Genomic DNA, 22,618 nt, shown 5'->3' with positions numbered 1-22,618 from the left:
TAGGTTAGTCGCGGTGTACCCCATACCCCAACACACTGGACTCACGCTCTATTCCCTAAGCTAAAAGGCATTATGGGCAGAAAACGCAACAAGGCAGATTCAATCGCGGGAACCTACGAGATTTCCACCGGCGAGCTCGTCATCGAAGCCGACCCGTTCCGCGATGGCGCCTTCATCCTCAACATCAACGGCGTGCCCTCCTCGCACCTCATTCCCAATGAGCCACGCACCCTGGAGTTTGAGTACATGCGCTGGATTGCCGCTGCGGTGGAGAACCTCGCCCCCGGCAAGCGCGTGCTCCACCTGGGCGGCGGTGGCTGTTCGCTCCCCCGCTACTTCGCTGACCTGTGGCCGGATTCCCACAACACTGTGGTGGAGCTCGACGCGAAACTGGCCGAGCTCATCCGTGAGCTGGCCGATATCCCCTCTGCTCCCCGCGTGAAAATCCGCGCCGGCGAAGCACGCGCCGTGACCGAAGGTTTCCCGCCGAATCGTTTCGACGTCATCATCCGAGACGTCTTCGCGGGTGATACAACCCCGAAGCCTCTCACCACCCAAGAATTTTTCCAGCACGCCCACGCTACCTTGTCCCCTGGTGGCCTCTACGTGGCCAACTGCGGTGACCATTCCGATCTCCAAGGTGCGAAGGCCGAACTGGCCGGGATGGCAGAAGTCTTCGCACACGTCGCGGTTATCGCCGATCCTCCCATGCTTAAAGGCCGGCGCTACGGCAACATCATCCTCATCGGCTCAGATACCGAGCTACCCGCGGACGGCTCCCCCGAAGCCGCCGCCCTAGCCAAGCCGTTACTCTCCGGTGCGGTGCCCGCACACTTTCGCGACGAGTCGTGGACCCGCCGCTTCTTGAAGGGCGCGACTCCGCGGCGCGATACCCCAGCTCCCGGAAGTAATTAACGCAGGCTATTGAGCAGGTCTGCTACCTGCTTGGAGTCAATGGCCGGAATGGCTACACCCGCAGCGTGACCCGCGCTGCGCGCGGCGCGGTCGGCGTTCTCCACGTCCTGCTGGCTGACATTGTCGGCATCAACATCCTGCAGGTGCTGTGCATTGTCCAAGAAGATGGCCAGGTCACCGATGCTGGCGTCATTGTTAGCCATGTCCTTGAGGTCGTCAGCGTTGATGGCACCGTCGTTAAGCAGCTTCTCCGCCTGCTTGATAAGCCCGGTCGGATCCACATCCAGCCCCGCATCCTTCGCGGCATCAGCAACGGCAGGCACAGCCACGGCACCCGCTGCCAGGGCTAGAATTCCCGCAATCAGCACACCGGCGTCATCGCCCAGGTCAACGCCCGGGATGACCAGGTCATCCAAAATTCCACCGAAGTCAATGTAGTTGCCACCGGAGAAGGAGTGCAGCTGTGCTTCAGTACCATTGAAAAGGTTCATGTCCACATCGGTTTCGATGCCAGCCACGCGGCCGCTACCGGAGCGCTGCCAGAAGGCCAGCTTGTCCCAGCCACCGACCGGTTCCGGCGCGGTGTCCTGGTAGGCCGCCAGCCACAGCGGGTACTCGGAGAAGCGCGTGGTATTACCCATCTGGCCCATCCAGAAGTACTTGTAGGTATAAAGCATCGGCGTGCGGCCGGTCAGGGACTTCAACTCAGTCATGAAGGTATCAATCCACTCCTCCAACTGCTTGGCGCTCAGGCCCTCATCGACCTCGATGTCGAGCACCGGCGGCAGGGTTTGCGTCGGCACCAGTGCAATCTGGGAGGCGAAGCTGGCCGCCTGCTGCTTGGCGTCACCAGCCGGGCGCGCGTAGTGGTAAGCACCGACCTTTAGTCCAGCGGCTGCTGCGGCGTTGGCATCGCGTACGAAGTGGTTGTTAACAAACCCAACGCCTTCAGTGGCCTTGACAAAGGCATAGGACTGGCCATCAGACTTCACGGCATCCCAATCGATTCCGCGAAGGGACGCGTGGTTATTTCCGGAGACATCCACACCGGAAGGTGCGGTGGACGGAATGGCAACGGCGGTGGATACGGACAGTGCCACGGCCGCTACAGCAGTAACGGCGGCGGTAACAAGGCGACGTGCATGGCTCATGCGCGCCACACTACCGCTCTAACAACATGAGTAACAGATGCAACACGCGCAACACTGAACTCTTTTGTCACATTTCCCACGCAACGTGCCCTCACCGGCACCACCACACCCATTCTCTTGACAATGCCACTGGCTGCCATCGTCGAATACTACAACAGCGAACGTTTGGGCAGCGCTTGGCGACGCTCCTCAACCTTCCGAAGTTTTCGGCTACAGGTTGAAGGATATGCACACTCCCGCAATTTGCGGGTACGCTTCAATCAATTTAGCCCTGCGCGTTGAGGTTTTCGATTACAACATCATCGCCATCACCGTCGCCTCGAAGGTGCACTCCCCACTCAACAACGCCATTACTACCGCGAACAGCATCATGCGGAGAGTTGAAGGCAAGCGCTAGGCCTACCTCCCCCTTACTCCAATCTGGAGCCACATAATTACCCTCCCGTCGGCTCTTTGCAACCAATTCTGGCTTTCGATCATCGAAAGCTGTAATCAAGAGCGCACCACGCTTCGCAGCAGCCTCTGAATCCAAATCAAACGGTTCATCGCCATCAATTGGTTTAAACTTCTCTAACAAGAATCGTTCATAGTCGAGCAAGTCATTCAATCGAGGTTTAAGGACCGACTCTCCGGAAGCGATGCTCTGCATAATGTAGGTGTTCTTACGGTCAGTACCAGTGATATCGTGACGGTTTTCGCGTCGACTGCGCTTCACTAGCGGAACTGGGAAGGGAACCCCAGGAACGTGAATCCGTTCTGGATTCTGAGACAGGATTGGCAGCAAGACAGCAACCTCCCGAAAATCAGACTGGTCCACGTTTGAATGACGTCCATCCCCCATCAACCCGCGGAGATATCTAACGTGCGGGGTAACAATATTTTCTTTGTATTTGGCACCTTCGTACCACCTCATAGAATCCAAGAGTTCAACAAACTCGTTGGACCTAACGGTTCCCACATGGAAGTTCTTACGGCCAGCATGTGCAAATGTGTTTCCACTTCGCATGCCCTCCAATCGGAAATATGCCATCTGGGTAATTTCGGAACCCAGCGACTGCAGCAATGGAATTCCGACCTTTTCAAAGTTGTACGCTAGGGCGTCGCGGTCCTGCCGATCCGGAATCGAATTGAGCTCGACGACATTCGGCGCAGCAGCACTTGAACGAATATAAGCATTAAACATCTTATTCGAGCTGGTTGGCTTAAGGTCTGGGAGCGACTGTCTCACCATTGGAGCGATGCGACTTGGTGTTAACCGTTTGTCAGAATCCAGCGGCTGCTGAGCGTATATCTTTACATTGTCGCGGAATACTTCTTCATCGTGCATTGCCGCTTCGAACATCTCCACCAGATCAACAGGAGCATACAGGCGGACCAAATCTTGATACCCTTTGCGGAACCCAAACCAACGGCCAGTCTGCATCAACGTATCGGCACTTCCCGTACGTCGGCGAAAATACGAAATGGTAAGTCCCTCAACAGTGTATCCACGAGAGAGCTGAGCTCCGCCTACGAGAATCTTCCACACCCCACCCGACTCGAAGTTTGGACTCTCCTTGCCCTGTGTATCCACTTGAAGCACGGGGCACTTGCCTGGCTGAACTCCCTTCATCATTTCAGAATAAGCTTCATTGATATACGGCAAAAGCTCAGCATAAGTTCGCGGAACCGCATACCCCTCAGAGTATCGATCAATGTCCATGACATCGAGGAGATCGTCTTCGAAAAGCCTCTTCATCCGAGAGTTTGGCCGGCTAAGATTATAGGCTCTCGTCTCCCATAGCTTTTCTAAAATCTCTTTGCCATCACGGTGAATATCCGTACCCACTCCTTCATGTACAAGCATGGTATGGTGCTTGAACGACAGACCTGGATGCTTAGCCTCACGAAACTTCTTGATTGCACCAGTAAGAACAAACATGTCGAGAGCTTCGCCAAGCTCTTCCACACGAGTTTCTTCAAACGCCCCTTCCTCTGCAAAAGACTTCGAGTCAGCCAAGTCCCGAATGAAGGCCATACTCTGCGAATTTAAGCGTGTAGCCTCCTCCGGCGAATCTGCAAAATCCATCCGGTCATGAAACCACCTAGCACCGCGATACGCTGGGGGTTCGTTGAGCATCAACACATAGTGTCGAGGGTAAAGATCCTCTGGATCAGACGGATCGATAAACACGTTGGCGAATGGCGTAGCAGTGTAACCCACGTACTGAGCACGCGGACAAATACTAAGCAGGTCAGTAATTTGCTCGTTTACGGCTGTACGCTCTCGTTCTTCCCGCCTATTCGGTTTTTGATTTTTTGTATTGATAGATGCCTGATCTGATTCATCGTCAATAACAAGCATAGGAAGATGCTTGAGGTCATCATTAAGGCGAGCAGCACGCCGCAAATCAGAATTCAGATTCCTGAGCACCGAAGCATTCTTTTTGACAACTGCCACGAGACAGGGCATGTTGTCCAAATTATCCGGGTGGTGCACCGGTTTCGACTTGTCAGGACGCTCAATCTCAATTGCACTAGTTCCCGTACGCCGGTAATCACGAACCGACGTGGTCACTCGCTTAACACGCGGAAAACCGGTCTTTCCGTAGGATGGACCGTGGGCTACAAAAGCTCCACCCTTGTCTTGCCATTCGCGCTCCCACTCCTCATCACCGTTGAAGTAGGTCTCATCCTTCCGCTCTTTTGCTGTGAGATCAGCCTCGTCAAGGCCACTCAAAACAGCTTCTCGACCGCACAGTTCTTTATCCAATCGCCGCTGTGTCTGTTCGCGGAGATTATCCATCGTGCCGGCAAGAATCACGATAAACCGGTAGCCGGCATCAATGGCCTTAGCGGCCACAGCGGTAAAGTTTGCGGTTTTTCCGCTTTGGACGTAGCCAACCACGAGTCCTCGAGATGAGAACGAATAGGGCTTCTTTGGATCATCGATTCGACGAATGACTTCGGTTGCTTGTGCACCTACCGTTCCAATAGATTCTGCATCCCAGCCGTTTCGACTCAACACCCGGACATAATCATCCCAGTAGTTTGTAACTTCCTGCCGGCGCTCCGCCGTGTACCACTCAGTGAACTTATCTTCGATGATGACGGCTGGCTCCGGATCTGGCAAACGCTCAGACAACTCTTCCGCAACAAATGACAAACCAAGTTGAGCAAAGACCCAATCACGGCGGCCATCCGACTTAGGCTCAGAATCAGTCTCCGGCTTCAACACATCAGCCGATGCGTCAATCGCGGCCCCGATAAACGTCATCAAGGGTTGAATTTCATCCTCAGTCGCATGCTCAACAAACTCTCGGAGCGACTCGGAAGTAGTTGACAACCCCTCCATAAGCTCGAGGCGTTGCTCGACAGTTGCCAATAGAGTGAGATTTGAAGGGTTCAGCACATTGGCCATTGCTCTTTTGAGTGTTGCAAATCCAGGTTTGGTTTGGCTAGTCGCGCCGTCGTCCATTATCTGCTCCTATCACGTTGAAAAACTTGCCTTGAGCTGCTATTTAAGTGGCTCAATGCTTGACAATACGCGAAACGCCGGACATTCATCTTGAGTTTTACAAACAGTTATTCGAAAGCGTCAAGTGTCATCGATCGTCACGAAAGAGTTCAAAACTTCTCTTCTCTTAGCTCGTTTTGTTTAAGCTCCTCGTCGGCAGCCACCAACAAAAGCTTCGACCAAAGGGCTGTGTTCGACTTCGCCTTGCTTGTTTTCTTCGACGTTGCAATGTCATTAAAGAGAAGAAAAAGTAGGGTTTTTAACAAAGGAGCATCATTTAAAGACCCTTTACCCGCGTTAAAAAGCTTTCGATACCTTCGATTTATTCGAATAACATTTGCACTCGAGTCAACCTCGATAAAGGAGCCTTCGGGCACTTTTCCCCAAAGAACGTTTATTGGGTCTCGGGGCTTTAGTATTGCCTCATCCTCGATTGCTTGCTTAATGGCTGGAGCAAGTCCCTGTCCTCCTTCGGCAAGCGGATCCGCCTTACCCGACTTTTTGTTGGAATTCCGGAGCACTTCTCGCGCATCCAAACACACATCTTCGAAGGACTTACCCGGTGCTTCACAGACCTGCAGGCTTGCAATAAATCTATGAAACCCTTCATTCAACCGAATTGATCCCTTTTGCGGACTGACAGTTATATATTCATCAATGACTCTTGGGTCGTCGATGACGATGCGCAAAAGCTTGTAGTCTTTTCGCTTCTCAAATAGACCAAACCACCCACCACTAGTGATGAGCCGATCAGCTACATATACGAACAATCCCTGGTGCCCTAGAGTATCCTTTTCTTCGAGATCAAACGCATCAGTCTTCGACCGATTGCCCCATATATGAGCAGTAACGCCGAGCGCGCCACACTCACCTCCAACCGTAAGCGAAACAGGATATCGAGGATCACCAGACTTGCGATAACCGCAAGGATTGATTGGGTCAATCCGAGGATTTGCGATCGGCTCCCCAGAGTCATATAGCGTGAAGATACGGATTTTCACGCGTTCCTCCTCGAGGAATCGATGATAACGAATCCCCAGATGTTTTCGAAGTCTTTCAATCGTCGCAGAAAGAAAAGACAATCCCTCTTCCTCATTGGTTCCTTCGTAGATGCCGACCAAGTCATCCCAGAGCACAGTAGTACCACGCTTAAGATCCACAAGACGGTTACGTAGGTTCCAGATACTGGTAAGAGCTTTTTCCCCAAAAACTTCTGCTGTGAAGCTCCCCTTATGCATTCGAATTCCAGCAGGAAACTGGCCCTTGGAACGTGATACAACAGTTACAGTATCGGCATTAGCATATGAGCCTTCTTTCATCCCCATACCATAAATACCGATAGTGCTAGCCGATCCGGCTTCATGCCCACCAAGTCGAAGAACCCGCTCCATCTTCTGAGCGCTCATACCGGCACCGTCATCATGAATAGCTACCCGGGTTAAGCGATAGCCATCGACATGAAAGACAATGCAAACGCTCGAAGCTTTCGCATCGATCGCATTATCGACAAGCTCATCTATGCCCGAGCACAAATCATGGTTGGCCCCTAGTGAGTGTTGAATGGACTCCGTGGGCGGAAGCTCGATCGTCTTTTCAACCTCAACGTCATCGCTCATCTTCATGCAAAATAACCCTTTGAATTAGTACTCGAGCTCAACCCCATCCACGATTCGCACTGTCTCCATCGCCACGCGCACGACTTTCCCAATCAGGTCCACGACGTAGTGCGGGTTGCCCACCTCGTCGGCCCAATCATTCGGGTCATTAACAATGCCGGAGGCCTTGTCCTTCTTGACTTGGTAGCGGTCAATCAGCCAGGCGACAGCTGAGCGCGAGCCCAGCATGTACTCATCCGCCTCGGCCGGAATACCGGATATGGCCACATGCTTGTTGTAGATCAGCTTGGTCACGTCGTTGACGTTCTTGCCTGTTTCCGGGTCCTTGCGCTTGGCCCACTTCATCTTGAGCACGCGCCACGTCTCACGGTCGGCCTCATCGCCCTTGACCTGAATATCCAGTGGCCACGGCTCCACCGACTCGTAGTTGACGTGCAGGTCCATCAGCTCTTGGCCCGCAGCAACGAACTTGTCGAACTCCGCACGTGAACTCGGCGTCTCGATGTGCGGCAGCATCTTCTTCAAATCAGCCGCGTACTTCGTTCGGTAGCCAGGGTCATGCAGCTTGCCGTAGACAAAGTGGAAGATGTCATCGCCCGTGATGTCGGGCCCCAGAGCATCACGGTAGAGCGTCTTAATCTCGTCAGTGATGTTGTCCACGCGCACGTAGCCGTCAACGACCTCACCAATCGAACCGTAGACGCTGGTTTCGCCCTGTTTTACCGTACTGCTCTCACTGAACAGCCCGCCGTCATCTGCCTCGACGGGGGCCCAGGTGAAGCGGGGAAAGAATTGAGACCCTTCAGAGCCATAGAAGTTCAGGTCTGGCATCCTGCCGACTGCGAACATTGAGTACGGCTTTTGCGCCCCAACCGTTGGCTGAAGGTATCCGATGTTTCGATGCGCCTCCGTCGGGAACATCGAAGGAAGCTGCGATCGCTCATGGTTCAATAAGGCGTCATAGTACACCTTTTGTGAGCAAAAAGGACGATAGTTACCTATTACAGACTTTTCGATCCTAAATTCAAACTTGTGATCTCGATATACGGAGTTTCTCAGCGAACGACTCCATTTGATTTTCCGCGGATCAGCAAACTCAGGCTGTTCCGACAGATAGGTAGCAACAATTGCCTCACCTTTTCCTTTGCCCAGGTGACTTGAAGTATGGAAGCGATAACGCACTTGTTCGTAAGTCTGACCTAAGCGCAAGACATTCGTTTCCAACCGGCATTCATCGAAAGAATAAACCCATGCATCGCGCCCAGTTTCAAGGCCACGACTAAAGATCTTAAAAAACCTAGTTTCTGCTCCTTTCTTCGCTCCTAGCACGGGCCATGTTTCAAATTCAACAGAACGGTGATTGAGCCAATCTCCCTTTCTATTCGGAACAATCTTTCGGAAATTTAGATTGTCAATCGAAGCGGTATTAATAAGCTCAAGCTTCTCTTTTTTGCTGTAGTAATCTGGCGTCTCTACGTAGTGAATATCAAATGAGCGCTTTTCTTCTTTAACCCCAATGACAATGGAAACACCTACTCGAATGTCAAAGACATTTCCCCCTTGGCGTTTAGCCCCTTCACCGCCACCGTGAGAATTTCCTCGCAAATTGATGATATAAAGATCCGTAAAGTCTTGCTTCATTGATAACCGAACTCCGGCGCTGGTGTTACCGTCTAACCAACTATTATTTGTGACAAACGCTACAACACCCTGATTACCAATCCGGTCAGTAGCCCAGCGGAAGGCTCGCAGGTAGGAGTCATAGAGCGAGTTCTTGTTGGTTGCGGTGGACTTCGCTGCATACGTTTCTGAAATGCGCGCGTCTAAGCTCGGATACTTCAGGTTCGCGTTGAGGTCGTTCGCGGACTTCTGCCCCGCAGAGTACGGCGGGTTACCAATCACCACGTTGATCGGTGCTTGCTTCTGGCGCTCGATGGTCTCGTTGTTCTCGCGAAAGATGTTGAGGTCCGGGATATCGCCTTCCTCGTGAATTTGGAAGGTATCGGCCAGTGCGATGTTGGTGAAAGGCACGTACTCCGGTGCGAGCTCGCCGTTGCGCAGAGCTGCTTCTTCGCGCAGGGCGTTGTAGGTGGTCTCAATGTTCACTGCGGAGACGTAGTACCCCAGCAACATGATCTCGGTGGCGAAGAGCTCGTTGGCATATTTGCGGGCGAGGTCTTCTGGCTTGATGAGCCCAGACTGCAGCAGGCGAACCGTGAAGGTGGAAGTGCCGGCGAAGGGGTCGAGGATGCACACTCCTTCATCTGTCAGTCCCTTGCCAAAGTGTTTCTTGGACACGTCATCGGCAGCACGCAGGATGAAGTCGACAATTTCGACTCGGGTATAGACGATGCCGAGGGCTTCGGATTGCTTCTTGAATGCCTTGCGGAAGAAGCGCTCGTAAAGCTCCTTGATGACCTGCTGCTTGCCGGAAGCAGAGTTCACCTCAGAAGCACGAACGCGAACGGACTCGTAGAACTTCTCTAGGGACTCGGTCTCGGTATCAAGGTTCGCCTTGGACAAAGCCTTGACTATCTTCTCCATGACCTGCGCCACTGGGTTGTGGGTGATGAAGTCATGGTTCTCAAAAAGCGCGTTAAAGACCGGTGCCGTGATGAGGTGCTGCGAGAGCATCGAGATGGCGTCATCTTCGCTGATGCCATCGTTAAGGTTATTGCGCAGGCCCTCCACGAAGCTGTCGAATTCGGTGCGGAGGGAGCCATCGGCGCCATCGAGAAGCGCCTTGATGCGGGTGATTTGGTTCTCCGCAATGGTTGCGACATCATCGGCCCAGTCTTCCCAGTAAGTGCGGGTGCCAACCTTGTCGACCAGCTTGGTGTAGATAGCTTCTTGCCACTGCTCCAGAGAGAACAGAGCAATCTGCTGGGTCACGGTTGAGTTATCAGCAAGCGGTTCGGGTGACTTGGTTTCATCCGCTTCCTTGAGCTTCTTAGCGTCGCTCTTCTCGTCATCCCCTGGCACGTGGACGACGTCGATTGGCAGGTCTTCTTGTCCCGCCGTGCCATTGAGCGCGATAGAGTTAATCTTCGCGTTGAAGCGGTCATCGTGGGCGCGCAGCGCGTTGAGGATCTGCCAGACCACCTTGAAGCGCTGATTGTCGTTGAGTGCTTCTGCTGGAGAGACGTTGCTGGCCACGGCCACGGGCAAGATGATGTAGCCGTAGTCCTTTCCTTCCGACTTGCGCATGACGCGGCCGACAGACTGGACCACGTCCACCATGGAGTTGCGAGGGTTGAAGAAGATGACGGCATCCAGCGCTGGCACGTCCACGCCTTCGGACAGGCAGCGGGCGTTGGTCAGCATGCGGGACTCGTGCTCCCCCGCTGGGGACTCCAGCCAAGAGAGCTTGGTGCCACGCTCCATGGCGTTCATGCCGCCATCCACGTGCTGGGCGGCGACGTGGAGGTCGACGTTGGTGAGGGAGACGTCGTTAAGCACTGCCTTTTCTTTGAGCAGTTCCTGGTGGGTACCGATGAGTGAAGGGTAGGTCTCCGCAATGAGTTGGGAGGTCCTGATGTCCTTGGCAAAGGCCACGGCGCGCTGCATGGGCTGGGCGTCTTCCTCAAAACCGCCCTTCTTGCCCTGCAATTCGCCGGAGCGCTTGGCCAGGCCATTCCAGGCACCAATCATGGCGGAGGCGAGTGAAAGGTTGACCTGGTTGTTCTCACTGTGAGCCATGGCTTGGGCAGCCACGGACTCATCCACGGTCATGACGAGCACCTTGTAGTCCGTGAGCAGGCCCTTGTCCACGGCCTCGCCGAATCCGAGGCGGTAGAACTCCGGGCCGTATTTGGAATCATCATCCATGGAGGCCAGCTCCGCGGAGTGTTCTTCGGCTTTGCCCTTGACGGCTTCGTCGTAGAGGCGCGGGGTGGCCGTCATGTACAGGCGCTTGGCTGCCTTGATGTAGTCGGCATCGTGAACACGGACGAAGTTGCTGTCGTCCTCACCGGCCAAGGTGATGCCGGTGGTGCGGTGGGCTTCATCGCAGATGACGAGGTCGAAATCATCGAGGCCTACCTGCTGGGCATCGTGTACTGCTTGGATGGACTGGTAGGTGGAGAAGACGATGTTGAGCCCCTTGGCGCGCTTGCCGGATTCGAAGCGCGTGGTGATGTCCTTGCCTTCGGTGGAGACTGGGACCTCGAGGTCGTATACGGCGATGTCCTCGGCCTTCTTGGAGACCTTGCTGTCGGAGCACACCGCGAAGGCCCGCATGTCGAGACGGCCCTGGGCGGTCCACTCCTTCAGGGTTTGGGAAAGCAAGGAGATGGACGGCACGAGAAAGAGGATGCGGGCCTTGCCGCCGTTGTCTTCAGCGACGCGTTCCGCTAGGCGCAGGGCGGTGAAGGTCTTGCCGGTGCCGCAGGCCATGATGAGTTTGCCGCGGTCGTGGGTTTTGAATCCTTCGATGGCTTTGTCGATGGCCGCCTGCTGGTGTGGGCGGGGTTCGAAGGTCTCGCGCTGGGAGAGGTTAATCTGGATGGTCTTATCGCGCACTTCCGAGCCGGGGAAGGCCACGTCCCAGTTAATAGGTGACTCCGCAATGGCGGAGATGCCAATTCGGCTGGTGGGAATAATCTGGTTGGCCAGGGCGTCTTCTGCATGGGAAGACCAGTGGTCCGTGGTGGAAATAATGAGACGGCTCCCGAAGTGCTGGCGGCCTTCTTCCGTTTCGAAGGAGTGACCGGAGGCTTCGAAGAAGGAATCCAGGTGGGATTTCTGGATACGCGCCTTGGAGTCATAGAACTTGCACTGGATGGCGGTCCACGTGCCGTCATCGACGCGGCGGGCCACCAGGTCAATGCCGGTATCTGCCTTACCGCCGTTGTAGCGCCAATCCGTCCAGCGGCAGACCTCATCGAATTGGTTCTTCAAGGTCGGGTCGGTCTTGAAATAGTTGACCATCAGCTTCTCAAAGGCAATGCCGTACTTTGCCTTTGGTTGGTTGTCACGCAGCTGATCTAGGACCTCAGAGAACTTCGACATGAGAACATTGTGCCTGACGGGTTAGTGGCTCTGTGGCACAACGCCGTAAATTACGGCACGTGTCTCAACAGTCGCACGTTTTGGTCGTTTTTCTACACCGAACGCGCGCGGCGGATGATTTCCGGAAGCTCTGCCAGCACGGCCTCAATGTCCTCTTCAGTGGTGAGGCGCCCCAGGCTAAAGCGCAGGCTGCCGCGGCCATGTTCCTCGTCGATGCCCATGGCTTCGAGCACGTGGGACATGCGGTTAACACCCGCGTGGCAGGCGGAGCCGGCAGAGGCTTCGATACCGGAGGCGTCGAGAAGCATGATGAGGCTATCGCCGTCCGTGCCCGGGAAGGAGACGTGCAGGTGGGAAACCAGGGTGGGCTCGGCGGAGTTGATGATGACGTTGTCAATGCTGGACTCGATGCCGGCCTTGAGCTTGTCGCGCAGTGCGCTCAGGCGAGCGGTCTCTTGCTCCATTTCCGCGACGGATTCGCGCAGGGCCGCGGCGAGTGCGCTCGCACTAGCGACGTCGACGGTGCCGGGACGGATGCCGCGCTCCTGGCCGCCGCCAAAGGCGATGGGTTGCGGCGCCGGGGTACGGCGCGCAAGCAGCAGGCCGATGCCGCGGGGCCCGCCGAACTTGTGGGCGCTGGCCGCGAGTGTGGTGGCACCCAACTCATGGAAATTGATAGGCAGTTTGCCGGCGACCTGCACTGCATCGATGTGCACCGGGGTATCCTGCGCGGCGGCGCGCTGGGTGATATCCGTGACCGGCTGGATGGTGCCGGTCTCGTTGTTAGCCCACATGCAGGTCGCCACCGCGGCCGGAGTATCCAAGGCTGCGAGGTCACTGACGTGGCCGGTGGAATCAACCGGAAGGAGGTCAACGGTCGCACCGTGCTCAGCGCGGAGCTTTTCCACGGTCTCCAGGACGGCGGGGTGCTCGATGGGGGTCGAGATGATTCGTTTCGCTGCCTCCGGTGCTGCGCTTTGCGCAGCACGGAAGAGGCCCTGGATGGCAATGTTGTCGGCCTCCGTGCCGGAGGAGGTGAAAACTACCTCGATAGGTTCGCAGCCCAACAGCTCGGCGACGGTCTCGCGGGCGTCGTCCAGCACGGAGCGTGCCTTGCGCCCAGAACCATAGGCCGAGCCCGGGTTCAGGGCCCCGGAGGCATTGACCCAGGCATCAATAGCGCTTTGACGCATGGGTTGGGTGGCTGCGTAATCGAGGTAACGAGGCATTAGTTGCCGGCCCCCTTGCGGGCCTCGAGCTCCTTAGCCAGGGCCGGGGCAATCTCGTGGAGGTCGCCCACCACGCCGAGGTCAGCGATCTGGAAGAAGGGCTCGTCCTGGTCCTGGTTGACCACGACGATGGTCTCCGAGGTCTGCATTCCGGAGGTGTGCTGGATAGCACCGGAAATGCCCAGGCCAATGTAGAGGTTCGGGGACACGGTCGCGCCGGTCTGGCCAATCTGGAAGGCAGGATCGTAGAAACCTTCATCGACGGCGTCGCGGGTAGCGCCGACGGCGGCACCGAGGACGTCGGCAAGCGGCTCCACCACGTCGGCGAACTTATCGCCCACACCGCGGCCACCGGCCACGACGACCTTGGCGGAGGTCAGCTCCGGACGAGCGGTCTTCTCAGCCGGGGTAAAGGAGGTGACGGTGACATCCTTTGCTGTGGCGGCGGGCAGCTCGAAAGGAGCCGGTGCCGCGGTGACCGGCTGGGGTTCGGCAGCCACGGAGCCGGGGCGCAGGGTGTAGACCACAGAACCGGTGGCCGTGGAGGAGGTCTCGTAGGAGCCACCGAAGATGGTGTGGTGGGCGGTACCGTCGGCATTAATGCCGTCGACGTTGACCAAGGCACCCGAGCCCAGGCGGGCGGCGAGGCGACCGGCGATCTCATTGTTGGTCGGGGTGGAGGCCAGCACGATGGGCGCCGGGTTATTGGCGGCCAAGGCGTGGAGGGCGTCGACCTCCGGGGTGACGATGCGCTGCTCATAGTCCGCGGCGGTGGCCTGGACCACCTGGGCGGCACCGAAGTTGCCCAGCTCGGCATCGAAAGAGGCGGCGGTGGCGGCATCCTTGGCCACGACGACGGCGGAGACGGTGCCGAGCGCGCGGGCGGCGGTGATGAGCTCGCCGGTAACGTGGCTGAGCTGGTCTGCTTCGTGCTCAACTAGGACATAAACGTGAGACATATCTTTTCTCCTTTAACCCTCGATGAGATTCTTGGCGGCCAGGAAGTCCGCGACCTTGGCGGCAGCCACGGCCGGATCCGGGTCGGTGATGACCTCACCGGCGGTGCGGGCCGGGCGCTGCGCGGAGGCGGTGACCGTGGTGGTGGAAGGCACACCGTCAATGCCGAGGTCCGCCACGGCGAGGGTGGTGACCTCAGCCTTCTTGGCGGCCATCAGGCCCTTGAAGTTGGGGAAACGCGGCTTATCGGCCTTGTCGGTAAAGGACAGGATCGCCGGTAGGTTGGCGCTAAGCTCCCAGTGGCCGTGGGCATCCTCGCGAGTGCCGGTAGCGGTGGCACCGGCCAGGGAGGCGGCCTTGAGCTCCGTGAGTGCGGGCAGCTGGCGATACTCAGCCAGCAGGCCAGCGATAAGCCCGGTGGAGGCATCCGAAGAGTTGTTGCCCAGGGTGATGACCTGGACCTCACCGAACTTTTCTCCCACCTTGTTGATGGCGGCGTTGAGAACCCAGGCGGTAGCCAGGGCGTCGGCGCCGGCGAGGGCGTCGTCCGTCACGTGCACGGCGTGGTCTGCGCCCATGGCCAGTGCCTTGCGCAGAGCCTCATCGGCAGCGGCCGGGCCCATCGTAAGCGCCACGACCTCATAGCCGGCGTCGGCGTTATCGTCGCGCAAGCGCAGTGCCTGCTCGACGGAGTACTCGTTGACCTCATCGATGACGTTATCCACCGAGGTACGGTCCAACGTGTGGTCCGCCTCGAGGGTCTTGGTTGACCACGTATCCGGTACGTGCTTGACCAGAGCCACAATGACTGGCATGTGGGCACTTCCCCTTCCGTAAATTTTGAAACTATTAGGGTGCGTAATTACCTTCGGTCGATACTACTCGCGGTCCGCACAACACCGCGACTCCCTTCGTTCCAATGCGCGTGACCACGAGTGTCTTGGCAGTGGAGCCTTTGAGCTTGAGCTTCTTACGCAGCTGGTCCGGGTTCACGTCTTGCCCGCGTACCAGGATTTCCAGCGAGCCGACGTCGTGGGCCGCCATGGCCGCTTTTAGCTTCTTCATGGGGACCATCTCGATGAATTCAAATCCGGACATGCCTTGCGGAAGGCGGTCGCCGGTGAGGTAGGCAATGCGCGGGTCCAGCTGATGCAAGCCTTCCCGCGCGGCGTAGTGGCGCACCAGCCCGGCGCGCACGATGGCGCCGTCGGGGTCGATGAGGAAGCGCCCCATGGGCCCAGCCTCAGGCAGCTCGTTTTCGTCGAGGTCATCCTCGATGACGTCAGTGTGTATTCCTTCGGGCGTGGTGTTGAGGACCACTGCCCTCTTCCCCATTCCCAGGCCCGGGGTATACAGGCAGGCTTCCTTCACCCCGCCATCGAGGCTCACCACGCAAGCCAGGCCTTCCCATTCGGAATGATCAATGCCGGGGGCGCACTTGATGGCCATCTCGCCGTGGGTGGCCAGCAGATCTGCTGGCGGTGGTAGGAGTTGGTCTAGGCGCGTGATGCGATTGCCACCCTGTCGCCGCGCAGGGTCGGCGATGCAGACCTGGGCGGTCGTCGTGGTGGTTAGAGCATCGGCGCGAAAAACTGGGTGCTCAATGTTGTGGTGCGCCATGGCCACGCGTGAGGCGTCTAGGTCACTGCCCACATAAGCGCCGGGGCGATAGGCCTGGCCTTCGGTGCCGATGGAGCAGGTGAGGTCGTGGACGAAGTCCACGTTGCGTTCCTGAAGGAACTGCGCGCGATAAGCCGCCACTGCGGGTGGGGTGGCCTGTTGGGCGGAGTCGTGATCCATAAGCCACTGCCCCGGTAGCTTGCCGGAACTGCGGGCTTGGATCAGCTCGGCTACGGCGCGGCCATAATTACCGAATTGGGCCTGCAGCTTGGCGACGTCCCGCAGGTGCGCCTTCTTGGTCCCTTCCAGGTCTGCTGCGGCGGCATCGATCGTAGCGGCGTTCTCGCGTAGGAAGGCAACTTCGTCCAGGGTGTAGCTCATGCAGGTTTCTTCTGTATCGGTTGATGCCGGGCGAGGCCGACTTAAATGCGGTCGACAGGGAAAGTGGTGAAGTATTCACGGTAGCGCTCATCATCGCGCGGGTCGCCGATAATCGGACGCAGGTCGGAGAAGGAGGCATCATCTAAGACCTCTTTGACCGTGGCGTAGGAGGTCAAACGCTTGAGCTGCGCCCACGTCGGGATAGCTAGGCGCACCAACCCGGCGCGCCAGCCATCGAGGACCAGTTGTGGGTCGAACCAGCCGGCGTCGTCGGCTTCGCCTGTATCTCCATCGGGTTCTTGGCCTTCGGGTAGTACACCGATGAAGAAGAAGGTGTCGAACCAGTGGTTGTTGTCTTCCCCGGCCCAGCGGGACCAAGGCAAGAGCATGTCGGCGTCGACACGCATGCCGTTGTGCTCAAGGAACTCGGTGAAGGAAATCTCGTGGGTTTCTAACAGCTCGCGCTCACGGTGGTAGCGAGAGGCGTCGGAAACCAAGCCGTCCTCGCGGATGGCCAGCAGCGTGCCGGCCTCCTCGAAAAGCTCCCGGGCGGCCGCGAAGACAAGGGCGTGTGCCTTGTACTTGGTTACGCCCATGCGCCGTGCCATGGAGACCACCGAGCTGCCCGCCCATAGTTCGCCGGAGTCCCAAGAACGCGGTGGGAAGTCACGCGGGTCTACACCGCCGCCGGGAAAGACAACGTGGCCGGGGTAATTACGCATGGTGTGCACGCGTTCTTGGATCCACACGCGCAAGCCCTCCGCGGTATCGCGTAACAAGAGGACAGTAGCGGCCAGGCGTGCCCCGTTAAAGCCCGTGGTTTCGCCAGGGTCGATGGCATCAAGGCTGTCGTGGATGGACTGGCTCATGCAACTTTCCGTGTCTGCAAGCTAGGAGCAGAATTCGAGAGGTATACGTCGAGAAGGCGTACTGAGGTTATGTACTAGGGGTTATGTGCTAGGGGTTAGCGGACTCGTCGGGCGAAGTACCTCTCCCCAATGCGGTCCACCTGGATGGGTTGGTGGAAAGCCTTGGAGAGGTTTTCCGACGTCAGGACAGAGTTAATGAGTCCTTTGGCCACGACCTTACCCTCATCTAGGAGCATCGCATGGGTAAATCCATAAGGGATTTCCTCGACGTGGTGGGTAATCATGACAATTGCCGGGGCATCCGCATCGAGTGCTAGGTCCCCCAAGTAGCCCACGAGGTCCTCACGGCCACCCAAGTCCATACCGGCGGAAGGCTCATCCAGGATGAGCAGCTCCGGGTTGGCCATCAGCGCGCGGGCGAGGATGACGCGCTTCTTCTCGCCTTCAGAAAGCGTGCCCCAGGTCCGCTCTGCCAGGTGCGCTGCACCCACTTGTTCCAAGATGTCATCGGCACGGGAGAAGTCCATGTCTTGGTAGTCCTCACGCCAGCGGCCGAGGACCGCATAACCGGCAGACACAACGAGATCATCCACGCGTTCTCTATCCGGGATGCGGTGTTGGACGGCGGCGGAGGAAATACCGATGGCGGCGCGCAGATCGCGCATATCCGTCTTGCCCAGGCGCTCACCCATGAGGAAAGCCACACCAGCGGACGGGAACTCTTCGGCGGCAGCCATTCGGACCAAGGAGGTCTTGCCCGCGCCGTTGGGGCCGATGATGACCCAGCGTTCATCGAGCTCCACCTGCCAGTCGATGGGCCCCACCAGTGTGCGCCCACCGCGTCGCAGCTCGACGCCGCGGAAGTCAATCAACCAATCTTCGTCGGTTTCCATCAGTTCAGGGTCTTGCTGGCTCAATTGCTCTGGAGTGTTCACAGCCACCATTGTGGCTGAAATCCTTCTTCCCCGGTGAAACTGACACAGCTGCATTATTCTATGGGCATGACTCAACGCCTTGGTATCGACGATGTCCGCCCCTCCCTCTCCGGTAATGCCGCCTCGAAGGCTGTGGTCGGAGAGGTTATCCCTGTCACTGCGCTGGTGTGGCGCGAGGGCCACGATGCCGTCGCCGCAACGCTCTCGGTATGGAACACCGAATCCCCATCTACCTCCGCCGTTACTATGACGGTGGACCCGGAGAATCCAGACCGAGTCCACGGCGTATTTAGCCCAGCCACCACTGGGCGTTGGTTCTTCCGCATCGATGCCTGGTCGGATCCGATGTCCACCTGGCGCAACGCGGTGGTCAAGAAGATGGAGGCAGGACAATCCGCACAAGAGCTCAGCAATGACCTTCTACACGGCGCCGAGCTCTTCGAGGAGGCGGCGATTCAGTGCCCGAGTGACAAGGCGGAGCTGCTCTTTCAGGCGGCGAAGGAGCTGAAGGATGAGTCGGTGGACGTCGATAAGCGCGTGCGCACCGCACTGTCCGAGGAGGTCATGGAGATCCTCCACCGCCACCCACTGCGTCACCTGCTGGTGGAAGGTGACATCCACGAGGTCCTGGTAGAGCGTCCTGAAGCTCTCTACAACTCGTGGTACGAGCTCTTCCCGCGCTCGACCGGCGGCTGGGATGACGAGGGAAACCCCGTGCACGGCACGTTTAAGACCACGGCGCAGGCACTGGAGCGCGTGGCCGCCATGGGTTTCGATACCGTCTATTTCCCGCCCATCCACCCCATTGGCAAGGTGCACCGCAAGGGCCGCAACAACTCCGTGGTGGCGGAGCCTGGTGACGTGGGCTCTCCCTGGGCCATTCAGGACCACTCCACCACGCACCCGGAATTGGGCACCATGGAGGACTTCAAGCAGCTGGTCAAGAAGGCCGCTGGCTTGGGCCTGGAGGTAGCACTGGACCTAGCCCTACAGGCCTCCCCGGATCACCCGTGGGCCAAGACCAACCCAGAGTTTTTCACGGTGTTGGCCGATGGCACCATTGCCTACGCCGAGAACCCGCCGAAGAAGTACCAGGACATCTACCCGCTCAATTTCGATAACGACCCGGATGCCATCTATGCGGAGATCTACCGCATCGTCATGATCTGGGTGGAGGCTGGTGTCACCACCTTCCGCGTGGACAACCCGCACACCAAGCCCGCCAATTTCTGGAATTGGCTGATTTCCAAGGTGCACGTGACCCACCCGGAGGTCATCTTCCTCTCCGAGGCCTTCACCCGCGCCCCGCGCCTGTTCGGTTTGGCCAAGGCTGGATTTACGCAGTCTTATACCTACTTCACGTGGCAGACCTCCAAGCACGAGCTCACCGAGTTCGCGCAGATGCACGTGGAGCAGGCCGATATCTGCCGCCCCAACCTCTTTGTCAATACCCCGGATATCCTCCACGAATCTCTGCAGACCGGCGGGCGCGCCATGTTCGCCATCCGCGCCACTTTGGCTGCCACGCTCTCCCCGCTGTGGGGCGTGTACTCCGGCTTCGAACTCTACGAGCATCAAGCAGTCAAGCCGGGCAGCGAGGAATACCTCGATTCGGAGAAATACGAGCTGCGCCCGCGCGACTTCCGGGCCGCCGTTAAGTCTGGTGACTCCCTGGAGTCCTATATCCGCCTGCTCAACGTCATCCGCCGCGAGAACCCGGCCCTCCAGCAGCTGCGCACGCTGCGCTTCCACAACACTGATAACGAGGCCATCATTGCCTACTCCAAGGCTGATCCCACCACCGGCAACGTGGTGCTCGTGGTGGTCAACCTGGATCCGCGCAATGCACAGGAGGCCACAGTCTTCCTGGATCTTGCCGCCGTGGGCCGCCACCCGGACGATCACTTCACGGTGCAGGACACCATCAGTGGAGCTGCCTACGAGTGGTCCGACCGTAACTTCGTGCGTCTGGAGCCGCTGCGTGACGTCGCCCACATCTTCGTCCTCCCGCCGGCCCACCATGACCTGCAGGAACGCATAGCGTGGCGCCGTGTGAACGACTACCGCCCCTAGGCTTTTAAAACCCTCACCACCCCGCGCTGATTCCGTCCCCCTTTCCGGGTAGCGCGGGGTTTCTTTTCTGCCCCGCGGGCGGGCGTTGTTCGGTAATTTGGTCAGTATGAACATCCCGGCCTCAGACCTCGAACGCCTTAACCACTGCCGCCACCACGCGCCCCATGATTTCTATGGGTGGCACGACGGTACCGTCCGCACTCGCCGCCCCGGTGCCGAAGCCGTCGAGCTCGTCACCGCAACCGACACGATTGCTATGCGCGCGGTTGGGGATGATATCTGGGAGGCCCCGCTCGCCGAAGAAGCAGACTACCGCCTGCGCATCACCTACCCGGGCCAGCCCGCTACCGAAGTAGCGGACGGCTATCACTTCCTGCCCACCCTGGGCACCCTGGATCAACACCTCATCGGTGAGGGCCGCCACGAGCGCCTGTGGGAAGTGCTCGGTGCCAACCTCAAGAGCTACACCACCGACTTGGGCACGGTCGAGGGCACGGCGTTTGCCGTGTGGGCGCCTAACGCGGAGGGTGTGGCCGTGGTCGGTGACTTCTGCGGCTGGAACCCAACCCAATACCCCATGCGATGCCTCGGTTCCACGGGCATTTGGGAGGTCTTCATCCCCGGAGTGGGCGAAGGCGAGCGCTATAAGTTTGCCGTCCACGGCAAGAACTCCCCGCGCATTGACAAGGCCGATCCCCTGGCCAAGCGCACCATTGCCCCGCCGGAAACCGCCTCCGTGGTGGCTCGCTCCAGCTTCGAATGGAGCGATGAGGAGTGGATGAACAACCGCAACGGCGACCTCGACGTCCCTATGAGTGTCTATGAGCTCCACGTCGGCTCGTGGAAGGTAGGCGCCAACTACAACAGCCTGCGTGAGGAGCTCATCCCCTATTTGGTGGAGCACGGCTTTACTCACGTGGAATTTCTGCCCGTGGCCGAGCACCCCTTCGGCGGTTCCTGGGGCTACCAGGTCTCCGGCTACTACGCACCTACCGCGCGCTGGGGCACCCCGGACGAGCTGCGCGCGCTCATCAACGATTTGCACGAGGCCGGCATCGGCGTCTTCGTCGACTGGGTACCAGCTCACTTCCCCAAGGATGAGTGGGCGCTGGGCCGGTTTGATGGCCAGGCACTCTACGAGCACCCGGATCCGCGCCGCGGCGAGCAGGCTGACTGGGGAACTTATGTCTTCGACTTCGGCCGCAACGAGGTGCGCAACTTCCTAGTAGCCAATGCCCTCTACTGGGCGGAGGAGTTCCACATCGACGGCCTGCGCGTCGACGCCGTAGCCTCCATGCTCTACTTGGACTACTCCCGCGATGAATGGCTGCCCAATATCTACGGCGGGCGCGAAAATCTTGAGGCCGTCCAATTCCTTCAGGAGACCAACGCCACGCTGAACCGCACCCACCCGGGCGTGCTGACCATCGCCGAAGAATCCACCTCCTGGCCAGGCGTGACCGCTCCGACGCATGAAGGCGGTTTGGGCTTTAGCCTGAAGTGGAACATGGGCTGGATGAACGACACCCTGGAGTACTTCAAGCACGAGCCGATTCACCGCCGGTACCACCACGGTGAGCTCACCTTCTCCATGGTCTACGCCTACTCGGAGCGCTATGTGCTGCCGTTTAGCCACGACGAAGTTGTGCACGGCAAGGGCTCCCTGTGGGAGCGCATGCCGGGCGATGACTGGAATAAGGCCGCGGGCCTGCGCGCTCTGTATGGCTACATGTTCTCCCACCCGGGCAAGCAGCTGATGTTCATGGGCCAGGAGTTTGGCCAGACCACCGAATGGGCCGAAGGCCACTCCGTGGATTGGTCCAACTTGGAGGGCTGGGGCAACGAGTGGCACCACGGCATCAAGCGCCTAGTGCGCGACCTCAACGCGGTGTACATGCAGCACCCGGCACTCTGGACACAGGACTTTACCCAGGACGGCTTCCAGTGGGTCAAGGCTGATGACTCGAACAACAACATGCTCGGCTACGTGCGCTACGGAAAGGATGGCTCCGCAGTGTTGGCGGTGTGCAACTTCTCCGGCAGTTCGGTGCCCAACTACGACCTCTGGGTGCCACGCGATGGCGAGTGGGAACTGGTCATCAACACCGACGACGCCGTCTACCAGGGTGCTGGCAACGACCTTGCCCACCGCGTGCGCTCCGAAGGCAACCACGTACAGCTGCACCTGCCGGCCAACTCGGTGCAGTGGTACGCCTTCCGTGGCTAAGCTGCGCGGCCTAGCGCCGAGCCTGGCTCGGCGCGTGCTCACGCTCGTCGCAAGCAAGGCCTGAGAGACACAACTGCCCCAGTTGCCAAAGTTCTGGCCAGATCTTGAATCTCGGCGGGGAACTTTGGCAACTCGGGCA

At 58.3% G+C, this 22,618-nt stretch carries 13 protein-coding genes; 3 read left to right on the top strand and 10 right to left on the bottom strand.

The annotated features are described in order from the left end of the window. The first annotated feature begins 72 nt into the window (after window positions 1-72). On the top strand, window positions 73-915 hold the full coding sequence (locus QP363_RS11295; protein ID WP_216380382.1) for a spermidine synthase: 843 nt from the start codon (window positions 73-75) through the stop codon (window positions 913-915). On the opposite strand, the gene QP363_RS11290 is transcribed toward QP363_RS11295, so the two are convergent. The 10 genes from QP363_RS11290 to QP363_RS11245 all read right to left on the bottom strand — a co-directional run bounded on the left by QP363_RS11290 (window position 912) and on the right by QP363_RS11245 (window position 18,188). Then, a complete protein-coding gene (locus QP363_RS11290; RefSeq protein WP_284764633.1) occupies window positions 912-2,066 on the bottom strand; it encodes a glycoside hydrolase family 25 protein in 1,155 nt (384 codons plus the stop codon). The genes QP363_RS11295 and QP363_RS11290 overlap by 4 nt on opposite strands. A gap of 265 nt (window positions 2,067-2,331) precedes the next feature. Then, a complete protein-coding gene (locus QP363_RS11285; RefSeq protein WP_216380388.1) occupies window positions 2,332-5,523 on the bottom strand; it encodes a Z1 domain-containing protein in 3,192 nt (1,063 codons plus the stop codon). Between the two features lie 149 nt (window positions 5,524-5,672). Next, a complete protein-coding gene (locus tag QP363_RS11280) occupies window positions 5,673-7,184 on the bottom strand; it encodes an ATP-binding protein (RefSeq protein WP_216380392.1) in 1,512 nt (503 codons plus the stop codon). An 18-nt stretch (window positions 7,185-7,202) separates the two neighbouring features. Continuing rightward, complete coding sequence (locus QP363_RS11275) at window positions 7,203-12,188, bottom strand: DEAD/DEAH box helicase (RefSeq protein ID WP_284764632.1); 4,986 nt, start codon at window positions 12,186-12,188, stop codon at window positions 7,203-7,205. Window positions 12,189-12,280: 92 nt separating this feature from the next. Further along, window positions 12,281-13,417 (bottom strand): cysteine desulfurase family protein, encoded by a 1,137-nt coding sequence (locus QP363_RS11270; RefSeq protein ID WP_144656152.1) that lies wholly within the window; start codon window positions 13,415-13,417, stop codon window positions 12,281-12,283. Next, window positions 13,417-14,376 (bottom strand): electron transfer flavoprotein subunit alpha/FixB family protein, encoded by a 960-nt coding sequence (locus QP363_RS11265; protein WP_284764631.1) that lies wholly within the window; start codon window positions 14,374-14,376, stop codon window positions 13,417-13,419. The genes QP363_RS11270 and QP363_RS11265 overlap by 1 nt, the downstream gene beginning before the upstream one ends. A 12-nt stretch (window positions 14,377-14,388) precedes the next feature. Beyond that, on the bottom strand, window positions 14,389-15,189 hold the full coding sequence (locus QP363_RS11260; protein WP_070644611.1) for an electron transfer flavoprotein subunit beta/FixA family protein: 801 nt from the start codon (window positions 15,187-15,189) through the stop codon (window positions 14,389-14,391). A gap of 34 nt (window positions 15,190-15,223) precedes the next feature. Further along, the gene (locus QP363_RS11255; RefSeq protein ID WP_070447705.1) at window positions 15,224-16,375 is read right to left on the bottom strand and encodes an SAM-dependent methyltransferase; all 1,152 of its coding nucleotides are present in this window, start codon (window positions 16,373-16,375) and stop codon (window positions 15,224-15,226) included. 41 nt (window positions 16,376-16,416) lie between these two features. Then, entirely contained in the window at window positions 16,417-17,244 is an 828-nt protein-coding gene (locus tag QP363_RS11250) for an NUDIX domain-containing protein (protein ID WP_070447702.1), read from the bottom strand. 95 nt (window positions 17,245-17,339) lie between these two features. Beyond that, entirely contained in the window at window positions 17,340-18,188 is an 849-nt protein-coding gene (locus QP363_RS11245) for an ABC transporter ATP-binding protein (RefSeq protein ID WP_070447698.1), read from the bottom strand. 57 nt (window positions 18,189-18,245) lie between these two features. Here QP363_RS11245 and QP363_RS11240 point away from each other — a divergent pair, with 57 nt between their 5' ends. Both QP363_RS11240 and glgB read left to right on the top strand, forming a co-directional pair. Beyond that, window positions 18,246-20,252: a maltotransferase domain-containing protein gene (locus QP363_RS11240; RefSeq protein WP_070447760.1), complete on the top strand. Its 2,007-nt coding sequence runs from the start codon at window positions 18,246-18,248 to the stop codon at window positions 20,250-20,252. 106 nt (window positions 20,253-20,358) lie between these two features. Then, window positions 20,359-22,479, top strand: a complete 2,121-nt coding sequence (glgB, locus tag QP363_RS11235) for a 1,4-alpha-glucan branching protein GlgB (RefSeq protein ID WP_284764630.1) — start codon at window positions 20,359-20,361, stop codon at window positions 22,477-22,479. The last annotated feature ends 139 nt before the right edge of the window (window positions 22,480-22,618 follow it).

Source organism: Corynebacterium sp. UMB6689, assembly GCF_030215295.1.
Lineage (GTDB): Bacteria > Actinomycetota > Actinomycetes > Mycobacteriales > Mycobacteriaceae > Corynebacterium > Corynebacterium aurimucosum.
The sequence above is the reverse complement of the archived record's forward strand: the minus strand, read 5'-3'. Positions and strand labels throughout refer to the sequence as shown.

What these genes read in the sequence shown, in the direction of transcription:
- QP363_RS11295 (WP_216380382.1), top strand. Translation starts at nt 73, where the DNA reads ATGGGCAGAAAACGCAACAAGGCAGATTCAATCGCGGGAACCTACGAG.
- QP363_RS11290 (WP_284764633.1), bottom strand. Translation starts at nt 2,066, where the DNA reads ATGAGCCATGCACGTCGCCTTGTTACCGCCGCCGTTACTGCTGTAGCG.
- QP363_RS11285 (WP_216380388.1), bottom strand. Translation starts at nt 5,523, where the DNA reads ATGGACGACGGCGCGACTAGCCAAACCAAACCTGGATTTGCAACACTC.
- QP363_RS11280 (WP_216380392.1), bottom strand. Translation starts at nt 7,184, where the DNA reads ATGAAGATGAGCGATGACGTTGAGGTTGAAAAGACGATCGAGCTTCCG.
- QP363_RS11275 (WP_284764632.1), bottom strand. Translation starts at nt 12,188, where the DNA reads ATGTCGAAGTTCTCTGAGGTCCTAGATCAGCTGCGTGACAACCAACCA.
- QP363_RS11270 (WP_144656152.1), bottom strand. Translation starts at nt 13,417, where the DNA reads ATGCCTCGTTACCTCGATTACGCAGCCACCCAACCCATGCGTCAAAGC.
- QP363_RS11265 (WP_284764631.1), bottom strand. Translation starts at nt 14,376, where the DNA reads ATGTCTCACGTTTATGTCCTAGTTGAGCACGAAGCAGACCAGCTCAGC.
- QP363_RS11260 (WP_070644611.1), bottom strand. Translation starts at nt 15,189, where the DNA reads ATGCCAGTCATTGTGGCTCTGGTCAAGCACGTACCGGATACGTGGTCA.
- QP363_RS11255 (WP_070447705.1), bottom strand. Translation starts at nt 16,375, where the DNA reads ATGAGCTACACCCTGGACGAAGTTGCCTTCCTACGCGAGAACGCCGCT.
- QP363_RS11250 (WP_070447702.1), bottom strand. Translation starts at nt 17,244, where the DNA reads ATGAGCCAGTCCATCCACGACAGCCTTGATGCCATCGACCCTGGCGAA.
- QP363_RS11245 (WP_070447698.1), bottom strand. Translation starts at nt 18,188, where the DNA reads ATGGTGGCTGTGAACACTCCAGAGCAATTGAGCCAGCAAGACCCTGAA.
- QP363_RS11240 (WP_070447760.1), top strand. Translation starts at nt 18,246, where the DNA reads ATGACTCAACGCCTTGGTATCGACGATGTCCGCCCCTCCCTCTCCGGT.
- glgB (WP_284764630.1), top strand. Translation starts at nt 20,359, where the DNA reads ATGAACATCCCGGCCTCAGACCTCGAACGCCTTAACCACTGCCGCCAC.